The sequence below is a fragment of the Planomonospora sp. ID67723 genome (assembly GCF_015711605.1).
In the GTDB taxonomy this organism is placed as follows: domain Bacteria; phylum Actinomycetota; class Actinomycetes; order Streptosporangiales; family Streptosporangiaceae; genus Planomonospora_A.
The window spans coordinates 2,059,983-2,075,162 of record NZ_JABTEZ010000001.1 but is presented as its reverse complement, the minus strand read 5'-3'; the positions used below and the strand labels follow the sequence as shown (position 1 = coordinate 2,075,162).

15 protein-coding genes and 1 pseudogene are annotated in these 15,180 nt (G+C 72.8%); 6 read left to right on the top strand and 10 right to left on the bottom strand.

Going from position 1 to position 15,180, the window contains the following annotated elements:
• The first annotated feature begins 5 nt into the window (after window positions 1–5).
• Entirely contained in the window at window positions 6–650 is a 645-nt protein-coding gene (locus HS041_RS09835; protein ID WP_196440152.1) for a DUF305 domain-containing protein, read from the top strand.
• A gap of 32 nt (window positions 651–682) precedes the next feature.
• On the opposite strand, the gene HS041_RS09830 is transcribed toward HS041_RS09835, so the two are convergent.
• On the bottom strand, window positions 683–1,921 hold the full coding sequence (locus HS041_RS09830; protein WP_196440151.1) for an adenosylhomocysteinase: 1,239 nt from the start codon (window positions 1,919–1,921) through the stop codon (window positions 683–685).
• Window positions 1,922–1,993: 72 nt separating this feature from the next.
• A complete protein-coding gene (gene ahcY / locus HS041_RS09825) occupies window positions 1,994–3,421 on the bottom strand; it encodes an adenosylhomocysteinase (protein WP_196440150.1) in 1,428 nt (475 codons plus the stop codon).
• Window positions 3,422–3,521: 100 nt separating this feature from the next.
• On the opposite strand from ahcY, the gene HS041_RS09820 reads away from it, so the two are divergent.
• The 4 genes and pseudogenes from HS041_RS09820 (at window position 3,522) to HS041_RS09810 (ending at window position 5,480) form a co-directional block, all read left to right on the top strand.
• Window positions 3,522–3,938 carry a MerR family transcriptional regulator gene (locus HS041_RS09820; RefSeq protein ID WP_196440149.1) on the top strand — a complete coding sequence of 139 codons (417 nt, stop codon included), beginning with the start codon at window positions 3,522–3,524 and terminating at the stop codon, window positions 3,936–3,938.
• A 35-nt stretch (window positions 3,939–3,973) separates the two neighbouring features.
• Window positions 3,974–4,813, top strand: a complete 840-nt coding sequence (locus HS041_RS09815; protein WP_196440148.1) for a sensor histidine kinase — start codon at window positions 3,974–3,976, stop codon at window positions 4,811–4,813.
• 32 nt (window positions 4,814–4,845) lie between these two features.
• Window positions 4,846–5,133: pseudogene (locus HS041_RS40395) on the top strand (sensor histidine kinase); the annotation flags it as partial.
• Between the two features lie 14 nt (window positions 5,134–5,147).
• The gene (locus HS041_RS09810) at window positions 5,148–5,480 is read left to right on the top strand and encodes a response regulator transcription factor (RefSeq protein ID WP_196440147.1); all 333 of its coding nucleotides are present in this window, start codon (window positions 5,148–5,150) and stop codon (window positions 5,478–5,480) included.
• Between the two features lie 123 nt (window positions 5,481–5,603).
• Here the strand turns inward: HS041_RS09810 and HS041_RS09805 are convergent, their stop codons facing one another.
• The 5 genes from HS041_RS09805 to HS041_RS09785 are packed head-to-tail and all read right to left on the bottom strand — an operon-like array spanning window position 5,604 to window position 9,659.
• Window positions 5,604–6,554 carry a cation diffusion facilitator family transporter gene (locus HS041_RS09805; protein ID WP_196440146.1) on the bottom strand — a complete coding sequence of 317 codons (951 nt, stop codon included), beginning with the start codon at window positions 6,552–6,554 and terminating at the stop codon, window positions 5,604–5,606.
• A 47-nt stretch (window positions 6,555–6,601) separates the two neighbouring features.
• On the bottom strand, window positions 6,602–7,705 hold the full coding sequence (locus tag HS041_RS09800; protein WP_196440145.1) for a bifunctional phosphoglucose/phosphomannose isomerase: 1,104 nt from the start codon (window positions 7,703–7,705) through the stop codon (window positions 6,602–6,604).
• Window positions 7,702–7,875, bottom strand: a complete 174-nt coding sequence (locus tag HS041_RS09795) for a Trm112 family protein (protein ID WP_196440144.1) — start codon at window positions 7,873–7,875, stop codon at window positions 7,702–7,704. Before HS041_RS09795 ends, HS041_RS09800 begins: the two co-directional genes overlap by 4 nt.
• Window positions 7,876–7,879: 4 nt before the next feature.
• Window positions 7,880–9,241 (bottom strand): phosphomannomutase/phosphoglucomutase, encoded by a 1,362-nt coding sequence (locus tag HS041_RS09790; protein ID WP_196440863.1) that lies wholly within the window; start codon window positions 9,239–9,241, stop codon window positions 7,880–7,882.
• A gap of 49 nt (window positions 9,242–9,290) precedes the next feature.
• Window positions 9,291–9,659, bottom strand: coding sequence for a DUF3499 domain-containing protein (locus HS041_RS09785; RefSeq protein ID WP_196440143.1), 369 nt, complete (start codon window positions 9,657–9,659; stop codon window positions 9,291–9,293).
• 218 nt (window positions 9,660–9,877) lie between these two features.
• Between HS041_RS09785 and HS041_RS09780 the strand changes: the two genes are divergently transcribed.
• Window positions 9,878–10,273 carry a metallopeptidase family protein gene (locus tag HS041_RS09780; protein WP_196440142.1) on the top strand — a complete coding sequence of 132 codons (396 nt, stop codon included), beginning with the start codon at window positions 9,878–9,880 and terminating at the stop codon, window positions 10,271–10,273.
• A gap of 21 nt (window positions 10,274–10,294) precedes the next feature.
• Here the strand turns inward: HS041_RS09780 and HS041_RS09775 are convergent, their stop codons facing one another.
• From HS041_RS09775 to HS041_RS09765, 3 genes are all read right to left on the bottom strand, one after another.
• On the bottom strand, window positions 10,295–11,716 hold the full coding sequence (locus HS041_RS09775) for a DUF5719 family protein (RefSeq protein ID WP_196440141.1): 1,422 nt from the start codon (window positions 11,714–11,716) through the stop codon (window positions 10,295–10,297).
• Window positions 11,713–14,589 (bottom strand): glycosyltransferase family 2 protein, encoded by a 2,877-nt coding sequence (locus HS041_RS09770; protein WP_196440140.1) that lies wholly within the window; start codon window positions 14,587–14,589, stop codon window positions 11,713–11,715. Before HS041_RS09770 ends, HS041_RS09775 begins: the two co-directional genes overlap by 4 nt.
• Before the next feature lie 188 nt (window positions 14,590–14,777).
• Entirely contained in the window at window positions 14,778–15,038 is a 261-nt protein-coding gene (locus HS041_RS09765) for a WhiB family transcriptional regulator (RefSeq protein WP_084779585.1), read from the bottom strand.
• Window positions 15,039–15,180: the final 142 nt, after the last annotated feature.

Genomic DNA, 15,180 nt, shown 5'->3' with positions numbered 1-15,180 from the left:
GCCGGGTGCGCGCCGCGCTCATCCTCACGGCCATCGCCGCGCTGTCCCTCACCGTGTCCCTGTCCGGCTGCAGTTCCGGGGCCGACCAGCGGCCCGCCGCCGGATCGACCGTGCCGGTCGTCGTTCCCGGCAGGCCCGGCGAGAGCGCCCGGACGGCCGGGCCGCAGGAGGCCGCCACGCTCGTGCCCACCCCGACGGCCAACGCCGTGGACGTGAAGTACGCCCAGGACATGATCGTCCATCACCGGCAGGCCCTCGACATGGCGGTCCTGGCCCCCACCCGGGCCCGGTCGGCGAAGCTCAAGACCCTCGCCTCGCGCATCCAGGACGCGCAGGCGCCGGAGATCCAGTTCATGACCTCCTGGCTGCAGGAGCAGAGGCAGCGGCTTCCCGGCCACCACGCCGGCCACGCCGGAATGCCCGGCATGGCCGCCCCGGAGCAGATGGAGGCGCTGAAGGCGGCCACGGGCGAGGAGTTCGACCGGCTCTTCCTCCGGCTGATGATCGCCCATCACCAGGGCGCCATCACGATGTCCAGGCAGGTTCTCACCGGCGGCTCGCACCTCAGGATCCAGGAGCTCGCCGGCGACGTCACCGCGGGCCAGAGCGCCGAGATCCGTCACATGCTCGCCATGCAGGCGGCCCCGTAGGCTCGCGTGGCCGCCCGGTCCCGGGCTCCGGTCTACGACCCCGCCCGCCAGGAGCGGAGATACCGCTCCTGCTCGCCGGTCAGCTCGTCCACCTCGATCCCGGCCGCGGCCAGCTTGAGCCGCGCCACCTCCACGTCCAGCTCCTCGGGGACGTCGTACACGCCCGGCGGCCGTACCGGGTCCCGGGCCAGCCAGGCGACCACGAGGGCCTGGGCGGAGAAGGACATGTCCATGACGGCGGCCGGATGCCCCTCGGCCGCCGTCAGGTTGACCAGGCGGCCCTCGGCGAGCAGCAGGAGCCTGCGGCCGTCGGCGAGGACGTACTCGTCGGTGTTCGGGCGCACCCCGTGGTGGACGGCCTGCGCCAGCCCGTCCAGCGCCCGCACGTCGATCTCGATGTCGAAGTGGCCCGCGTTGGCCAGGATCGCACCGTCCTTCATCACGGCCAGGTGCTCGCCCCTGATCACGTCGCGGTTGCCGGTGACCGTGACGAACACGTCCCCCTCGGGCGCCGCCGCGGCCATCGACCGCACGTCGTAGCCCTGCAGCGAGGCGTCCAGCGCCTTGACCGGGTCGATCTCGGTGACGACCACCCGCGCGCCGAGCCCCCTGGCCCGCTCGGCCACGCCCCTGCCGCAGTAGCCGAACCCGGCGACCACCACGGTCTTGCCCGCCAGCAGGGTGTTGGTGGCGCGCATGATGCCGTCGACCGTGGACTGGCCGGTGCCGTACCGGTTGTCGAACATCCGCTTGGTCCTGGTGTCGTTGACGGCGACCACCGGGAAGCGCAGGGCCTGCTCGGCGGTCATCTGCCGGAGGCGGATGACACCGGTCGTGGTCTCCTCGCACCCGCCGCGGACCCCGTCGAGCAACTCGGTCCGCTCGGTGTGCAGGATGTTCACCAGGTCGCAGCCGTCGTCGAGGACGATCTCCGGGGCGATGTCGAGCGCCTGGTGGATGTGGCGGTAGTAGGTCTCCCGGTCCACCCCGGCCCGGGCGTGGACCGTGACGCCGTACTCGCCCAGCGCGGCGGCCACGTCGTCCTGCGTGGAGAGCGGGTTGGAGGCGGCCAGCGCGATCTCGGCGCCGCCGGCCCGCAGCGTCCCCATCAGCACCGCGGTCTCCGCCGTGACGTGCAGGCACGCGGCGATCCGCAGACCCTCCAGCGGCCGCTCGGCCGCGAACCGCGCCCCGATCGCGGTGAGCACGGGCATCGCCCGCGCCGCCCAGCCGATCCGCCGCTCCCCGGCCTGCCCCAGCGCGCTGTCCACATCTCCCCCTTGATAGCCCGAAGGCCCCCGCGGCTCGCGCGGGGGCCTCGGTTGCGACGGCCTGACAGCGGCCTAGTAGCGGTAGTGGTCGGCCTTGTAGGGGCCCTCGACCGGGACGCCGATGTAGTCGGCCTGCGCCTTGGTGAGCTCGGTGAGCTTCACGCCCAGGGCGTCGAGGTGGAGGCGGGCGACCTTCTCGTCGAGGTGCTTGGGGAGCACGTAGACGCCGACCGGGTAGTCCTCGGTCTTGGTGAACAGCTCGATCTGGGCGATCACCTGGTTGGTGAACGAGTTCGACATGACGAACGACGGGTGGCCGGTGGCGCAGCCCAGGTTCATCAGGCGGCCCTCGGCGAGCACGATGATGGCGTGGCCGTCGGGGAAGGTCCAGGTGTGGACCTGGGGCTTGACCTCCTCCTTCACGATGCCGGGGATCTTCGCCAGGCCGGCCATGTCGATCTCGTTGTCGAAGTGGCCGATGTTGGACACGATGGCGTTGTGCTTCATCCGGGACATGTGGTCGGCCGTGATGATGTCGAAGTTGCCGGTCGTGGTGACGAAGATGTCGGCGATCTCGACGACGTCTTCCAGGGTGGTGACCTGGAAACCGTCCATGGCCGCCTGGAGCGCGCAGATCGGGTCGATCTCGGTGACGATGACGCGGGCGCCCTGGCCGCGCAGCGCGTCGGCGCAGCCCTTGCCGACGTCGCCGTAGCCGGCCACGACCGCGACCTTGCCGCCGATCAGCACGTCGGTGGCGCGGTTGAGGCCGTCGATGACCGAGTGGCGGCAGCCGTACTTGTTGTCGAACTTCGACTTGGTCACCGAGTCGTTGACGTTGATCGCCGGGAAGAGCAGGGTGCCGGCCTTGAACATCTCGTAGAGGCGGTGGACGCCGGTGGTGGTCTCCTCGGTGACGCCCTTGATGCGCGAGGCGATCTCGGTCCACTTCTTCTCGGCGGTGACGGTACGGCGGAGCAGGTCGATGATGACCTTCCACTCCTCCGGGTCGTCCTCGGCGACGCTGGGTACGGCCCCGGCCTTCTCGTACTCGGCGCCCTTGTGGACGAGGAGGGTGGCGTCGCCGCCGTCGTCGAGGATCATGTTGGGGCCGTCGCCGCCGGGCCACATGAGGGCCTGCTCGGTGCACCACCAGTACTCTTCGAGGGTCTCGCCCTTCCAGGCGAAGACCGGGACGCCCTTGGGCTCGTCGACGGTGCCCTCGGGGCCGACGACGACGGCCGCGGCGGCGTGGTCCTGGGTGGAGAAGATGTTGCAGCTCACCCAGCGGACCTCGGCGCCGAGCGCGACCAGCGTCTCGATGAGCACGGCGGTCTGGATGGTCATGTGCAGCGAGCCCATGATCTTCGCCCCGGCCAGCGGCTGCGCGGCGGCGTACTCCTTGCGGATGGCCATCAGACCGGGCATCTCGTGCTCGGCGAGCTGGATCTCCTTGCGCCCGAAGGCCGCAAGGGAAAGGTCGGCGACCTTGAAGTCCATGTGATTACCCCTCTACCGGAAAGTCAACGCCTGCGAGTCTAGACGCGCCCCTGGGCCTGCCGCACTCCACTAGCCGTTAAAGTGACATAAGATTGTCAGAATGCGCATCACCGAGGCCGCCAGGCGACTGGGAATGTCCCCCCGGATGCTCCGCTATCGCGAGGCGCTGGGTCTGCTCCCGCCGGTGAGGGAGCAGGGGGCGCACCGCCGGTTCGGCCCCGACGAGCTCGCCGCCGTGGCCCAGGGCGTGGAGCTGGAGCGGCGCTTCGACATCTCCCCCGGAGAGCTCGCCTTCGCGTTGCGGGTGCTCAGCGAGCCCGCGGTGGCGCAGGCCGTACGGGACCTGGGCCTGCGGATCGGCCGCCTGCAGGCCCCGCGCCGGGCCCTGGACTTCGAGAAGGAGAAGGCCCTGCGCCTGCTGGGCCGCGCCGGGCCCGTCCGGCCCGCCCACGGCACCGGCCGCGCCGACCCGGCGGGCCGCGCGGGGAACCACCCGCCGGATCGCGCCCAGGAGTGACGACAGCGTCTTCCGGGGCCGGGAGGATTCACCTCATGGATGTCACCACCAAGCCGAGCCGTGCCGAAGAACGGCTGGCCGCCCTCGACATCGGGCGCGCCGTCTCTTCACGGCTCACCGATGTCGCCGTCGCCGCCGTTCTGGCGGTCGCCGCGCTCCTGCAGGTCGCCGCGGACCACACGGCCACCGCCCTGCCGTCCGCCCTGCTGGCCACCGCCCCGCTGGCGATCCGCCGCTCCCACCCGTGGCCGGCCGTCGCGCTGACCTTCCTCGGGGCCGTCGGGCTGGTGCTGGCGGGCGTGTACGAGCCCCCGATCGCCGTCGCCGTCTCGGGTGTGCTCTCCCTCTACACGATCCTGCGCCGGCTCAGCCGCCCTGCCGCCTGGACGCTGGTGGTGTGCCTCGGCGGGGCCTTCGCGGCGATCGTCATGGCCACCGCGTACCTCTGGTCATGGCCGTACCTCTGGAGCGGCCTCTGGAGCGGGGGCCTCGTCGTGGTCCTCTTCACCGGCGTGGTCGCGACGACGGCGCTCCTGGCGGACGTACGGCGGAGCCGTACGGAGATCAAGGAGGTCAGGGCCGACAACCTGGAGGTCCTCCAGGAGCAGGCGGCGATGGCCGAGCGGGCGAGGATCGCCCGGGAGATGCACGACATCGTGGCCCACTCGATCTCGATGGTCGCCGTCCAGGCCGAGACCGCGCCCTACACGCTCCCCGGCCTCGACGACCGGGTGAAACAGGAGTTCGCCGAGATCGCGACGAGTGCCCGGAGCACCCTCACCGAGATGCGCCGCCTGCTCGGCGTGCTCCGCGCCGACATCACCACCGCGCCGGAGACCGCGCCGCAACCGGGGCTGGCACGGCTCCCGAGCTGATCGGGCAGCACGACGGCGAGGTCGACCTGGACGTGGTCGGCGAGCGGGTCCAGGTGCCGCAGGCCGTGGACGTCTCGGCCTACCGGATCGTCCAGGAGGCGCTCACCAACGCCCGCGTTCACGCGCCGGGGGCCCGGGTCTCCATCGAGCTCGCCTACCGGCCGAACCTGCTGGTCCTGCGGATCGCCGACGACGGCCCGGGCCCGTCCGGAGAGGACGCCGGCGGGCACGGACTGGTCGGGATGCGCGAGCGGGCGCTCGCGTTCGGCGGCTGGTTCACCGCCGGGGCGGGCCCGAACGGCGGCTTCCTGATCCAGACGGGACTCCCCCTCGAATGGCCGTCGGGGACCGCCTGCCGGCCGGACCCGGAACGGCCTCCCCGGAGCCCTCGCAGACCTCCGCGGCGCCCGGACCCCGGTCCTGCGGCGATCCGGTCCGCGTTCTCGTGGCCGACGACCAGCCGATCGTGCTGCGCGGGTTCGCGGCGGTGCTCGACGCCCAGCCGGACCTCACCGTGGTGGGCACCGCCCCGGACGGCGCGCAGGCCGTGCTGCTGGCCCGGGACACCCGTCCGGACGTCGCCCTGCTGGCCAAGCTCGGCCTGCGCGACCGCACCCAGGCCGTGATCCACGCCTACGAGACCGGCCTGGTCGTGCCGCAGTCCTGAGGCGGCCGGACACGGCCTTGGCCGTGCCCTGATGGACCCGGCCTCCGGACGCGGAACCGCCCCGGTCGGAGGGAGGAGAAACCCTCTCCGGGGCGGTACGGCGTGCGGCGGTGCCGAGCGGGGTCAGGCGGTCCCGGAGGGGGCGCCGCCGTTGGAAGCGGCGGTCTCGCGGTAGAGGTCGGGCTCCAGGTAGATGACGCGGGCCTCGGGGACGGCGGCGCGGACGCGGCGCTCGGCCTCGTCGATGCCGCGGGCCACGTCGGCGGCGGTGTCGTCATGCTGCACCGCGATCTTGGCGGCGACCAGGATCTCCTCCGGGCCCAGGTGCAGGGTGCGCATGTGGATGACCTTGCTGACCTCGGGCGAACCCTGCAGCGCGGCGCAGATCTGCTTCTCGACCTCGGGGCCGGCGCCCTCGCCGATCAGCAGCGACTTGGTCTCGATCGCCAGGATGATCGCGATGATCCCGAGCAGGGCGCCGATCATCAGGGTGCCGATGGCGTCCCAGACGGGGTCGCCGGTGACCACGGCCATCGTCACGCCGAAGAGCGCGAAGATCAGGCCGAGCAGCGCGCCGAGGTCCTCCAGGACGATGACCGGCAGCTCGGGGGACTTGGAGCGGCGGATGAACGAGATCCAGGACTGGTCGCCGCGGACCGCGTTCGACTCCTTGATCGCGGTGCGGAAGGAGAACGTCTCGGCGATGATCGCGAAGATCAGCACGCCGAACGCCCACTCCGGCCTGTCGAGCGGTTCCTTACTGCCGAGCTTGTGGATGCCCTCATAGATGGAGAACAGCGCGCCGATCGTGAACAGCACGACCGCCACCACGAACGCGTAGAAGTAGCGTTCCCGGCCGTAGCCGAAGGGGTGCTCGGGGGTGCGCTCCCGAGCGGCCCGCTTGCCGCCGAGCAGCAGCAGCGCCTGGTTGCCCGAGTCGGCCACGGAGTGGATGCCCTCCGCGAGCATGGCCGACGAGCCGGTGAAAGCGAACGCGACGAACTTGGCCGCCGCGATCGACAGGTTGGCGGCCAGTGCCGCGACGATCGCCTTTGTACCGCCGCTCGCGCTCACGGCAGCCTCCACTCAGTCAATTCCGGAAAAATCAAGACAGAATCCTATTAGGAGATTCTCGCCTTGAGTTCGTTGATCGCCGACACCGGGGTCGGATCGATGCCGTACCCCAGCGCGAGGTACGTACTCGCGTAGTCGCCGAGCCCGATCAGCGTGGCCAGCCGCTCCAGCGGGTGCAGGCCCTCCGCGGCGACCTCGGTGACCGGCACGCCCCGGTCCTGCGCCATCCGCACGGACGCCTCGCGCCGGCGAGCCACCTGCGGGTGCTCGTCCACGTCGCGCAGCACGAACAGCCGCAGCGTCCTGCCGGCCTCTTCGGCGAAGATGTCCCGCTCGGCCAGCGGGCCGTCGAAGGCGACCACCTGGTTGTGGCTGACCTCCGGGATCTCGCCCCAGATCGCCGGATACTTGGCGTTCTCGTTGAGCTGGCAGGCCCACCGGTAGGCGGCGACCGCGGCCGGCCGGGAGGAGGCCCAGATCATCGGCACCGTCCCGGCCAGCTCCATGGCCAGCGACTTGCCGGGGTTGATGAACGTCTCGCTCGCCGGACGGCAGCGGTGCGAGATCTCCTCCAGCCTCCCGGCCGCCGCCTCGAACACCTCCTCGTCCGCCTCGACCAGGCCGAGCCCGGCCGCGGCGACGATGAGCGGGACCGAGAGCGCCCAGACCCCGGCACGCGGCTGCCCTCCTGCGGCGATGGGCACGAACACGGCCCCCGCCTGCCGGGCGATGTCCTCCAGCGACGAGCCCGCGGCGCCCACGGCGAGCAGGTTGCAGCCCCGGCGCACCGCCTCGGCCGCCACCGCGAGCGTCTCCTCGGTGTTGCCCGAGCAGGAGACCGCGATGACCAGGTCGGTCGCCCCGACCCAGCCGGGCAGCCGGTAGGAGCGCACGGTCACGATCGGCAGCGGGGCGCCGTTGCCGCACACCGCCTCGAGGACGTCGCCGGCGATGCCGGACCCGCCCATCCCCGCGACCACGATGGCCCGGGGACGGCCGTCCCCGGCCAACGCCGGCACGCCCGCCTCGCGGGCCGCCCGGTAGGAGGTGCGGATCTGGGCCGCCGAGGCGGCCACCGCGCGCAGCATGCCTTCCGGGTCGGCCTCCTCCAGCAGCTTGAGGTCATCGAGCCGGTCGGCGTCCCAGTTCACGGCTTGCGCGCCTCGTCGACCAGCAGGACCGGGATGTCGTCGCGGACCGGGTAGACCAGCCCGCACGCGGCGGAGGTGCAGGCCAGCTCATCCGCCTCGGACTCGGCGCGCAGCGGGGACTTGCAGCTCGGACAGGCCAGGATCTCCAGCAGCCAGTCGTCGATCTTCACTCGGTCAGCTCCTCACGGCAGCCAGGACTTCGTCCCTGATCGCTGCCATCTGAATCTCGTCGGCCGCCTCGGCGTTCAGCCGGAGCAGCGGCTCGGTGTTGGACGGACGAAGATTGAACCACCATCCGGGACCGGACACGGTCATGCCGTCCAGCTCGTCGAAGGTGACGCCGTCGCGCCCGGCGAAGGTCTCGCGGACGCGGGCCGTCGCGGCGGCCTGGTCGGCGACGGTGCTGTTGATCTCGCCGGAGGCGGTGTAGCGGGCGTAGTCGGCCAGGACCTCCGAGAGCGGCCGGTCCTGCTCCCCCAGGGCGGCCAGCACGTGCAGCGCGGCCAGCATGCCGGAGTCGGCGAACCAGAAGTCGCGGAAGTAGTAGTGGGCGGAGTGCTCGCCGCCGAAGACCGCGCCGGTCCTGGCCATCTCCGCCTTGATGAAGGAGTGGCCCACCCGGGTCCGGACCGGTGTCCCGCCGCGCTCGGCGACGATCTCCGGGACGCCCTGCGAGGTGATCAGGTTGTGGATGATCACGGAGCCGGGGTGCTTGACCAGCTCGCGGGCGGCGACCAGGGCGGTGATCGTGGACGGCGAGACCGACTCGCCGCGCTCGTCGACCACCCAGCAGCGGTCGGCGTCGCCGTCGAAGGCCAGGCCGAGGTCGGCACCGGTGTCGATCACGGCCTTCTGCAGGTCACGCAGGTTCTCCGGCTCGATCGGGTTGGCCTCGTGGTTGGGGAAGGTGCCGTCCAGCTCGAAGTAGAGCGGGACCAGCTCGACGGGCAGCTTCGGCTCCTGGCCGAACACCTCGGGGACCGTGTGCCCGGCCATCCCGTTGCCCGCGTCGACGACGACCTTCAGCGGGCGGATGCCGGTCAGGTCCACCAGCGTGCGCAGGTGCCGGGCGTAGCCCGCCAGCACGTCCTGGCCGGTGACCGTGCCGCCCCCCGGCCCGGCCGCCCCGTCCTTGAGGATCTCGGCGGCCCGGTCGCGGATCTCGGTGAGCCCGGTGTCGCCGCCGATCGGCACGGCGCCCGCGCGGCACATCTTCATCCCGTTGTAGCGCGCCGGGTTGTGGCTGGCGGTGAACATCACACCGGGCAGCCCGAGGCTGCCGCTCGCGTAGTAGAGCAGGTCGGTGGAGCCCAGGCCGGCGTGGACCACGTCGGCGCCCCGCGAGGTCGCCCCCCGGGCGAAGGCCGCGGCCAGCGGCCCGGACGAGGAGCGCATGTCGTGGGCGAGCACGAGCCTGTCCGCCCCGATCACCTCCACGAAGGCCGCGCCGACGGCCTCGGCGGCGTCCTCGTCGAACTCGTCCGGCACGACGCCGCGCACATCGTACGCTTTGAAGATCTTGGCGAGGTCGCCCACTCCAGCTTCGCCCCCTGTGTCGTCTCTGCTGGATCCCAAGCCTAGGGGGTCAGCGGTCGCGCTGGGGCTGAGCCGAGCGGAGCACCCGCAGATGTCCGCGCCGCCCCACCTCGACCGCCTGGCCGACCGGTTCGGCGCCGCCCGCCGGTGCGGGCCGGGCGGCCTCGCGTACCGCGTTGGCGAGGGCCTCCAGGTCGTCCGTGCTCGGCGAGGCGCCGTCGGTGGGAAGGCGGACCACCTCCCAGCCGCGCGGTGCCGTCAGACGCTCGGCATGCTCGGCACACAGGTCGTAGCAGTGCGGCTCTGCGTACGTAGCCAAGGGCCCGAGAACAGCGGTCGAATCGGCGTAGACGTACGTGAGCGTGAAAACGGCAGGCTGACTGCACGCGGTGCGGGAACAGCGGCGGACGGGGCTCACGGTGGTGACCGTATCCGGTAAGCGTCCGGGGCGCCACTATCTGAGCACTCTTAACGAGCGTGTCGCCACAATTCGGACACGTGTCACGGCTTCCACCCGCCTGTACAGGCTTGCGCCCGCCCCTCCCTGCCCCCGGGACGGACGTCTAAGCTTGGCCCGTGAGTCCGGCACCCAGAAGACCCCGCCCCCCACGCAGGCGCGACCGCCACGGCCGCGGCATGCGCGGCCCGCTGGCCCCTTCCCACGTGCCGATCGCCAAGGCCCGGAGCGAGCGCTTCGACGACCTCGTCCTGGACGCCGTGGACCGGCTCAGGCCCCGCTGGGGCCGGCAGCTCGCGGCCGTGGAGTTCGCGGTGGAGGAGGTGCCGCCCGCCGACGATCTGGGTGACGGCCCCGGGCTGCTCACCGGCGAGCCGATCCCGTTCGGCCGGGCCGAGCCCGCCGCCGACGACCACCCCGCGGTCGTCATCGTCTACCGCCGCCCGCTGGAGGCGCGGGCCCACGACCGCGACCAGCTCGGCGCGATGGTCCACGACACCGTGGTGGAGCAGGTCGCCGGGCTCCTGGGGCTCTCACCCGAGGCCGTGGACCCGGGCTACGGCGAGCGCGACTGATCCGGCCGGGGCGGATCCCGCTCAGGGCAGGACGATCGAGGCCGACTCCGTCACCGGCGGGATCAGCGCCCACATGCGGGCGGCCGCCAGCGGCTGGACGGTCAGCGCGAGCCCGTCCTTGAGCTTCTCGTCCATCACCCGCCCGCCGTACACCGGCCCCGAGCCCGGCAGCGGCAGCACCACCACAGCGAAGGCGCCGTCCGTCCCGGGCAGCTTGACCTCCTTGACCCGGGCGGCGGCGATGCTCAGCTCGAACGGCTCGAGCGCCTCGCCCGAGCGCGGCAGCACCTGGACGCTCACCTTCCCCGCGGTCTCCGGCGCGGCCAGCAGCAGCCGGGAGCTCCTCTTCCCGCCGGTGCGGTTGTCGGCGACGACGCTTCCCAGGTCGATCGGGGCGGCCCCGGCGGTGAAGGCCACGTCGGGCTTCTTCCCCGTCCCGGTGACGACCAGCCCGGCCACGATCGGCGTCTCGGAGGTGAGCACGAGGGTGGCGGGCTGGCCGGCGATGCCGGTGGACAGGTCGACCGCGGCGACGGACCCGGCGGGCACGTCGACCAGCTCGCTGCCCTTGAGCGCGTAGGTCCCGTCCGGGGTCAGCGCCCTGACCTCCACCAGGGTGTCGACCTCGGCGGGAGAGGCGACCAGCAGCTCGCGCCTGCCGCCGCCGCCGGGGACGCCCGGCACCACGACGCGGGTGGCCGGGGGCGCGGAGACCGGCAGCCAGTCGACGCCCCGCCCGCCGTTCATGATCGCTCGGGCCGCGGCGGTGACCCTTCCGGAGAGGGTGCGCACCTCGACCGCCATGACGAGCGACGACGGGGCCAGGTCCTTGAGGTTCACCGTACGGCTGCGGCCGGGTTCGAGGATGAGGGTGCCTCCGGTGTCATCGGTCACCGGCCCCTCGCCGGAGTAGACCAGCACCTCCACGACGGCCGGGGCGAGGTCGGCGTTGGCCAGGTGGAGGGTGACGTCGGCCGCGGCCGGTCCGGGGCCGACCAGCCAGGTGCTCGCGGCCGGCTCCACGCACCGGATCCCGGCCAGGCCCCGCTGCCCGCCGGACGTCTCCCTGCGGGTCTGGGCCGACTCCAGGCCCGCCGCGCCGCTCCCTGCGGCGGTCACCGTCACCGGGCCGGTCTTGTCCGGGACCTCCTCGTACCAGGGTCGTCCCGGCGCGTCCACGGTGCCCAGGACCTTCTCCTCGGCGGCGACCGTCGTGGCGCCGGTGCCCGCGGCCTCGCCGCCCGGCGGGGTGACGACGCCCACCTGGGCCCCGGCGGGGGCGGGGCAGACGGTCGTCACGGAGGCGACGGGCACCTTCCTGGGGCCGGGAGCCTGCCCGGCGGCCGGGGCGGGCCGGGTCGCGGACGCCACGCCGTACAGGGCGGACAGGGCGACCAGCACCAGGACGAGCAGGCTGAACCGGTTCTCGATCAGGGACTTCACCGGGTCGCCATCTCCCTCGCGGTCTGGGGGAGTTCCTGCGGGACGATCTCGCGGTCGGCGGCCCGCGAGCCCGGCGCGGCCAGGACCGCCACCAGCAGCACGAGCAGCCCCTGGATCCACAGCCAGCGGGAGCGCCAGGGATCTCCCTGCGGGAGCGGAGGCGTCGCGACCGGCTGGGTCAGCCGCCAGACGCCGAGCCGCCGGGACAGGCTCATCCTGGCCAGCGCGGGCTGGGAGTCCAGGGCGCGGCCGACCTCCGGGCTCACCGGATTGACCACCACCACGAACCTCACGCCGTGCGCGGCCAGCACGCGGGCGTCGTCGCCGCCGCGGCCGGAGGCCAGCCCCGCCGCGGCGACGCCGACCCGGTCGCGGGGCCCGGCCGGGGAGGGGATGTCGGTCTCGCCGATCACCGGGGTACGGCCGCTCAGCACGGTGAAGGTCAGTCCCCCGGCTCCGCCGTCCTCGGAGCGCAGGAGCAGGATCCGCCGGCCGTCTCGGGCGCCGTCGGCGGCCAGCGCGGGTATCACGTCGCGCACGTTCCCGCTGATCGGGCCGGTGACGCCCTCGGTGACCCACATGCCGGCCGCGAGCAGCGGCGTGGAGAAGGCGACCACCGCGACCAGCAGCGCGGCGATCCGGCGCAGCCCTCCGGCGGCGCGGAACTCGACGATCCGGTCGGCGGTGAGCGCGGCGACCACCAGCATCCCGGTGGCGGCGAAGGCCAGCGGCACGCCCGGCCAGGCCGGAGCCTCGGTGTCGCCGTTGATCGAGGTGACCGGGGTACGGCTGACCAGGATGGCCACCAGCACCCCGAAGAGGGCGACGCCCCAGCCGATCGCGATGACCATCCGGTTGCGGCGCATGAGCAGCGCCGCCAGGCACGCGGCGATGAGGCCGCCGGTCACCCAGAGCGGCGGCATGCCGGGTCCGCCGGGACTCAGCAGCAGCAGGGACTCGGCGGGCAGCGCCGGATCGACCAGGTCGGGCCGGTGAAGCCCCGCCTCCAGCAGCAGCCGGCCCGGGTCGGCGACCACCTCGGCCAGCCAGGGCAGCAGCAGCGCCACCGGCACGCCGAACGCGATCGTCACCGAGACGCCGACGCCCCGGCGGGGGAAGGCCAGCGCCGCCAGCGCCCCGAGGAGCAGGGTGAGCGGGTAGACGAGCGGGGCGAAGGCCGTACCGATCGCCAGAGCGAGGCCGAGGGCCCAGGCGGCGCGGCGGGCCCGGCGGTGCTCGGCGGTGAGCACGGCGGTGGCCAGGGCCGCGTAGACGGGCAGCAGGACGAAGACCACGGCGGTGCCGAGCCGCCCGGCGGCGACCGCCCCGGTGGCGACCGGGAGCAGCGCGTAGGAGGAGGCCAGCCAGACGCGGGTCCACCGGCCGGGGATCATCGACCGGGTCGCCGCGTAGGCGGAGAAGCCGGCCAGCGGGACGCAGCCGAGCAGCAGCACGGAGACGGCCAGCCAGGTCTTGCCGAACAGCAGCGAGGAGAGCGCGGCCAGCACCGCCACGTACGGCGGGGCCCAGCCGTCGCTGCCCAGGCCGCCCTGGTGGTAGCCCTCGGTGTAGAGGGCCCACAGGTCCGCCGAGCCGCCGATCACCGGGACCAGCGCGCCGCCGCCCAGCCGGGCCCCGCCGACCAGGCCGCGCTCGGCGATCAGCGTGATCAGCGCGAGGGCCAGGAAGAGCAGCACGCCCGGGTTGCCGAAGACGCGCCGCATCATCCCGGCGTCGTCGGTGAGCAGCTCGTCCCCGTCGTCCTCCCCCGCGGCCCCTCCGGCGTGGTGCCGTCCGGCGGACTCCACGAACCCGGAGCCCGCCAGATAGCTCTGGACCCGGTCGGCCAGCCGCCGGTAGCCCGCGCCCGGCGGGGTGAGAAGCCGTTCGATCGCGGCGTAGTGCTGCCTCCTGCCCGCGGCCCGGGCCCTGCGGGCCCTGATCATCCGTATCGGGTGGACGAGGATCGAGCCGAGCGCGACGATCTCGTCCAGCGCGTTGGCGGGCTGCTTGGCCAGCAGGAACAGGAGGGCGCGGAAGGACGACCCGGCGACGTTGCGCAGCAGCGCCCGCACCAGGGGCCAGAACGGCAGGTTCGCCAGGACCACGAAGATGGCGTTGCGGCGGTCCAGCCTGCGGGGGTGGTCGCCGCTGACGGTGATGCGGCGCCGTCGCCGCGAGGCGGCTTCGGCGTGCCAGGCGACCGCCCGGGTGACGTTCTGCACCCGGTGCCCGGCGGCCCTGACCCGCCAGCACAGGTCCAGGTCGTCCCGGAAGATCGGCAGGAAGGGGTCGAGCCCGCCCATCTCGTCCCAGACATCGCGGCGGATCAGCATCCCGGCGGTGGAGACCGAGAGCACGTCCCGGACGCCGTCGTACTGCCCCTGGTCGAACTCGCGGGGCTCCAGCCCGGTGTCCCTGCGGCCCGTCCGGTCGACGGTGACGCCGACCTCCAGCAGGAGCCGCCGGTCCAGCCAGTCGCGGAGCTTGGGGCCGAGCACCCCGGCCTTCGGGTCCTGGTCGGCGGCCCGCAGCAGGGTCTCCAGGGCCCGCGCGTCCGGCGCGCAGTCGTCGTGGAGCAGCCAGATCCACTCCCGCCCCCCGACCGGCTCCAGCCGTGCCAGCACCTCGGCGACGGCCTCGCCGAAGCCCGTGGACCGGGGCAGCGTGAGCACGGCGTTGGGGCCGAGCGCGTCCTTCAGCAGCGCGGCGCTGCCGTCACGGCTGCCGTTGTCCGCCCCGACGACCCGGTCCACCGGACGGGTCTGCCGGAGCAGCGCGTCGAGCGTCTCTCCCAGCCAGCGGGCTCCGTCATGGGAGACCACGATCGCGGTGACGGTGTGGCGAGGGTGGCGGGGGTCGGTGCTGGACATGCGTCCCGGAGTTCAGAGGGGGGCGATCAGGGCGACTACGATACGGCACCTTATATCCGGCCATGTCCCTTGAACGAAACCCCCAACGGAAAAAGGCCACGCGGCCGTCGGCCGCGTGACCTCATCGAGATATCACCGAGCGCCCCGCAGGGCGCCTGAGATGTCCTTCACACTCCCGGCACGCCGTCTCAGACGGCCTGGCGCTTGATCCGGCGGCGTTCCCGCTCGGACAGCCCTCCCCATATGCCGAACCTCTCGTCATGTTCAAGTGCGTACTCAAGACACTCCGCACGCACCTCACAGGACCGGCACACCTTCTTGGCCTCCCGAGTGGATCCTCCCTTTTCAGGGAAGAACGCCTCCGGATCGGTCTGCGCGCACAGCGCGCGTTCCTGCCAGCCAAGCTGCTCTTCAGCGATGCTGTCCTGTGCGATGACCAGGTCGGCCACTGCACACCTCCCTGCCGCCCGCCCGCAATGGAGCCCCCCTTATGGACGCCTCCCCCTTACCCTCCCGGAGAGAGGCGTAACAACACGCTTGTAATTACACGCGTGCGCCTGGTGTGACGTCAAGCGGCATGCCGGTATCCGG